This is a genomic window from Cellulomonas citrea, from assembly GCF_009829685.1.
In the GTDB taxonomy this organism is placed as follows: Bacteria; Actinomycetota; Actinomycetes; order Actinomycetales; family Cellulomonadaceae; genus Cellulomonas; species Cellulomonas citrea.
In genome coordinates this window covers 1-4,391 of the sequence record NZ_VWSD01000194.1, presented here as the reverse complement: position 1 = coordinate 4,391, position 4,391 = coordinate 1, and the positions used below count along the sequence as shown (strand labels likewise).

7 protein-coding genes are annotated in these 4,391 nt (G+C 74.7%); 6 read left to right on the top strand and 1 reads right to left on the bottom strand.

Annotated elements, in window-relative coordinates; genetic code table 11:
- Nucleotides 1–149: 149 nt before the first annotated feature.
- The 6 genes from F2B26_RS14730 (at nucleotide 150) to F2B26_RS14705 (ending at nucleotide 3,992) form a co-directional block, all read left to right on the top strand.
- Complete coding sequence (locus F2B26_RS14730; protein WP_159810641.1) at nucleotides 150–596, top strand: hypothetical protein; 447 nt, start codon at nucleotides 150–152, stop codon at nucleotides 594–596.
- Nucleotides 593–2,074: a glycoside hydrolase family 130 protein gene (locus F2B26_RS14725; protein WP_201292766.1), complete on the top strand. Its 1,482-nt coding sequence runs from the start codon at nucleotides 593–595 to the stop codon at nucleotides 2,072–2,074. The genes F2B26_RS14730 and F2B26_RS14725 overlap by 4 nt, the downstream gene beginning before the upstream one ends.
- Entirely contained in the window at nucleotides 2,071–2,487 is a 417-nt protein-coding gene (locus F2B26_RS14720) for a cupin domain-containing protein (protein ID WP_159810639.1), read from the top strand. The genes F2B26_RS14725 and F2B26_RS14720 overlap by 4 nt, the downstream gene beginning before the upstream one ends.
- Nucleotides 2,488–2,663: 176 nt before the next feature.
- Nucleotides 2,664–3,038, top strand: a complete 375-nt coding sequence (locus F2B26_RS14715) for a LapA family protein (RefSeq protein WP_201292765.1) — start codon at nucleotides 2,664–2,666, stop codon at nucleotides 3,036–3,038.
- Between the two features lie 89 nt (nucleotides 3,039–3,127).
- Nucleotides 3,128–3,652: a hypothetical protein gene (locus tag F2B26_RS14710; RefSeq protein WP_159810635.1), complete on the top strand. Its 525-nt coding sequence runs from the start codon at nucleotides 3,128–3,130 to the stop codon at nucleotides 3,650–3,652.
- A gap of 106 nt (nucleotides 3,653–3,758) precedes the next feature.
- Nucleotides 3,759–3,992: a hypothetical protein gene (locus F2B26_RS14705; RefSeq protein ID WP_159810633.1), complete on the top strand. Its 234-nt coding sequence runs from the start codon at nucleotides 3,759–3,761 to the stop codon at nucleotides 3,990–3,992.
- A 38-nt stretch (nucleotides 3,993–4,030) separates the two neighbouring features.
- On the opposite strand, the gene F2B26_RS14700 is transcribed toward F2B26_RS14705, so the two are convergent.
- Nucleotides 4,031–4,391 (bottom strand): glycerate kinase (locus tag F2B26_RS14700; protein ID WP_201292764.1); only part of this gene is annotated, 361 nt, incomplete at its 5' end.

Sequence of the window (4,391 nt, the reverse complement as noted above, 5' to 3'; positions counted from 1 at the left end):
CCGCCCACGCGGGCCGGCCCACGCTCGGCGCGATCTACACCGGGTGGATGCGCCAGCAGATCGACACCCTCCTGCCCACACCGCACGGCTCCTGACAGGCGCGCAGGTCGGTCGACCGGCCCGAGGCCCGGCTCAGCTATGCCAACGCCGTGCTGCCCGAGGCCATGATCGCCGTCGGCGTCGCGCTGCGTGACGGGGCGCTGCGCCGCGACGGGCTGCGGCTGCTCGGCTGGTTGGAGGACGAGCAGACCGTCGACGGTCACCTGTCACCGGTGCCGGCCGGTGGTCGTGGACCGCACGACCCGCGTCCGGGCTTCGACCAGCAGCCCATCGAGGTGGCCGCGCTCGCGGAGGCCGCCCGCACAGCCCTGGACGCCACGCGTGACGAGCGCTGGGCGGCGCTGCTGCAGCGGTGCGCCGCCTGGTTCACCGGTGAGAACGACCGCGGCCTCGTGATGGCCGACGAGGCCACCGGCGGCGGGTTCGACGGGCTCGAGGACGGTTCGGTCAACCAGAACCAGGGGGCCGAGTCGACGCTGGCCTGGCTCGCCACCCGCGAGCTCGCCCTGGTGGCGGACCGGGCGGTGCGTGCGTGAGCGGCACCGACCCGGCCTGGGTCACCCGCACCGAGCACGAGCTGACCCCCGACCGGGCCCGCGTGACGACTGCGATCTTCCTGCCCGGCCAGGAGATGGCCGCCTCGGGCCGGTCCCGGTCCGCGAACGTGCTCAACCGGGTGCTCGCGCTCAGCGACGAGCAGGTGACGGCCGAGCTCGCGCTGCTGGGCGCCCGGTTCGGCACCCGGCACCGGCGGCTCGAGGCGACGTGGGAGTCGCACTTCCGGCTCATCGCCCACCGCGTCGAGGCGTCCCGCCAGCTGTCCGTCGACCGGCGCCGGCTCATCGGTGCCTACTTCACCCAGGAGGTCGCGGTCGAGGGTGCGGGGCTGTTCAACCCCTCGATGGTGGCCCACCCCGACCAGACCGGGCTGCCGGCCGGGTCGGTGCGGTTCCTCATGACGTTGCGCGGGGTCGGCGAGGGGCACGTGTCCTGCATCGAGCTGCGCACCGGTGTCGTGGACCGCGACGACCACGTGCTGCTCGACCCGCCGCCGACCGTCGTCGTGCTGCCCGAGGAGCAGGCCGCGACCTACTCGCACGACGCGTTCGCGCACCAGCTGCGCGAGCTGGGTGACGACCGCGCCGACGCCGAGTTCGTGCTGGCGCGCCTGGCCCCGGAGTTCGGCCCCGGTGACCTCGCCGGCGCGATCGCCCGGCTCACGGCCCAGGGGCTGACCCGGGCCTTCGCGGCGCGCACCGTCGACGACCTGGAACGGATCGCCGCGAGCACCTACGTCGTGCAGTTCCCGGCCGACTCCACCCCGGCCGAACGGGTGCTGCTGCCCCGGTCGCCGCACGAGAGCAAGGGGGTGGAGGACGCGCGCATGGTCGCCACCGTCGCGGACGACGGCCAGACGGAGTACCTCGGCACCTACACCGCCTACGACGGGCGGGACATCGGCCAGCAGCTGCTGCGCACCCACGACTTCCGCACGTTCTCCTCGACGCCGATCACCGGGCCGGGCAGCCGCAACAAGGGGTTGGCCCTGTTCCCGCGGCGCATCGACGGTCGGTACGTCGCGCTCTCGCGTGCCGACCGGGAGTCCAACGCGATCACGACGTCCGCGGACCTGCTGCACTGGGAGGCCCCCGTGCTCGTGCAGGTGCCCGAACGGCCCTGGGAGATCGTCCAGCTCGGCAACTGCGGGCCGCCGGTCGAGACCGAGGCCGGCTGGCTCGTGCTCACCCACGGGGTGGGGCCGATGCGGACCTACGCCATCGGCGCCGTGCTGCTCGACCTGCACGCCCCGCAGACCGTCGTGGCCACGCTCGAGCAGCCGTTCCTCACCCCGACGCCCGACGAGCGCGAGGGCTACGTGCCGAACGTCGTCTACAGCTGCGGTGCGATGCTGCACGGTCGCACCCTCGTGCTGCCCTACGGGTGCAGCGACTCCCGGACCCGGATCGCCCTCGTGGACCTGGACGGGCTGCTCGCGGCGATGGTGCCGCGATGACCGCGCCGGTCGGAACCGGTGGTGCGGGCGCCGAGCTCGCCACGGGGACGGTCCAGCCCAAGCCCTGGGGGCACGAGACGATGTTCGCCGACGGCTCCCACGGCTACGTCGGCAAGCTGCTCGTGGTGACCGACGGGCAGTCGCTGAGCCTGCAGTACCACCGGGACAAGGACGAGACGATGCTCGTGCTCTCCGGGCAGGTGCTCCTCGAGCACGGTCCGGCGGAACAGCAGCTGCAGGTCGACACGCTGCGGGCGGGGGACACCGTCCATCTGCCGCCGGGGGTGCGGCACCGGCTCACCGCGGTGGGCGACGCGGTGCTCGCCGAGGTGTCCTCGGCGGCCCCGGGCTGGCGCCAGGACATCGTCCGCCTCGACGACAGGTACGGGCGTACCGGGACCAGCGCACCGTGACGGTGTCGGACGGGCCGCCCGGGCCGGTGCCCGAGGCCCGGCGTACCCTGGGAGCAGTCCCGGGACGAAGGGCGCGCCGGTCGCGCCGCCCACCACCCGGCACCAAGGAAGAGGGCGTCATGCCCGTCCGACGACCTGCACGAACCGTCCGACCGGACCACTCGCGGGACGTGGCGGTGCCGCTCGTCCCGGAGCCGCCCGTCGACGTGGTGAACCCGCCGCAGCCCGCGCCGCCCGTGGACCGCACCCGGGTGGCGGCGACCTGGATGGCCATCTCGGTCGGGACGGCCGTCCTCGTGCTGCTCATCGTGTTCATGATGCAGAACACCACCCCCGTGGAGGTCGCCTTCTTCGGGCTGCGGGGCACCGCGCCGCTGGCCCTCACGCTGCTCATCGCCGGGGTCGCCTCGGCGGTCGTCGCGCTCACGGTGGGGACCTTGCGCATCGGTCAGCTGCGCCGTCGCATCGGCGCCGACCGCCGCGGCACGACCCGGCGTGCGCACGCCGCGGCCGACCCGGGACCCGGGCCGACGCACCTCGCCGAGGGCTGAGCGCCGCCGGCACCACACCGTCCCGGACCTGACTCAGGAGCCCGGGTCCACCTCGACCAGATCGGCGATGACCTTCCTTGACGACCTCCGTGACCGCTGTGCCCACCCCGACCGCAGCGCCCACCCCGACCTCAGCGCCCGCCCCGACCGACGCCGCCGGCCCGCTGCGGCTGCTGTCGGTGCTGACCTCCGGCCTGCCCCAGGAGCTGGGGACGGCGCAGGAGCCGACCTCGTACACCGTGCCGGTGGTGTTCTCCCGCCAGGTGACCCACGACGAGCGCGCACACATCGAGGACCCGGCCACTGCGCGGCTGCTCGTCGAGCGCACCGGGGTCGACCCGGCGCTCGCGCTCGTCGTCGAGGACCGGCGGCTGCTCGTCGAGCACACCTCGCTGCACGACCTCGAGAACGGCCTGGCGGCAGCGCTCGGCGAGATGCTCAGCTCGCTCGGCGCCGAGCTGGACGCGGCGCGCGCGCTGCGCGCGGCCCAGGCCGGGGTGCGGCAGGTCCGTGAGCAGGAGCGGGCCGACGAGGTCGCGCGGGCCGCCGCGCGGATCCGGTTCGAGCCGGCCGGTGACCGCGCGCCGGTGGACGACGCACCGTCCACCCACTGACCCGTGACGCGGTGCCGGCACCGGCGCCGCGGTCCGGTCCGGGCGGGACCGCGTACCCTTCGAGGTGACAGACCTTCCGTCCAGGGTCTGATCGAGGAGAATCCGCGTGTCCACCCCTCGCACGTCCCGTCCGAGCCATCTGGCGTCCAGCCCGTTCAACAAGTCCCGTGACGAGCAGGCCGCCAAGTACCCACCCGTGGCGGTGGGTGACCGTGTCTCGCACGACCGCTGGGGTCTGGGACGCGCCGTGAAGGCCGACGGCCCGCACGCCGTCATCGTCGACTTCGGCGGGCAGCTGCGCCGCGTGGCCTTCGACAGCCCGCGCCTCGAACGGCTCTGAGCCCACCCGCCTGACCCTCCGGTCGCAGCCTCGTCGGCTCAGCGCGTCGGCTCGACGAGCCATCGCTCGCCGACCCGCGCGGCCAGGGCGCGCAGCAGCGGACCCGCCTCACGTCGGCACCGGTCGAGGTCGGGCTCGAGGTCGGTGAGCGCGTACGCCTGCGCGAAACCGGCCGCACGGACCTGGTCCGGGTCGAGCAGCCGGCGCCCGCACACGGCCACCGTCGGCACCCCGGCGGCGGCCCGGGCCACACCCCAGGGCGCCTTGCCGGCCAACGTCTGGGCGTCCAGCGACCCCTCGCCGGTGACCACCAGCCGGGCCCCCGCCAGCTGACGGTCGAGACCGACGAGGTCGAGCACCAGCTCGACGCCCGGTCGCATCGCGGCGCCCAGCACCGCG

Excerpts from the sequence above, each read along its gene's own strand:
- F2B26_RS14720 (WP_159810639.1), top strand. The coding sequence starts at position 2,071 with ATGACCGCGCCGGTCGGAACCGGTGGTGCGGGCGCCGAGCTCGCCACG.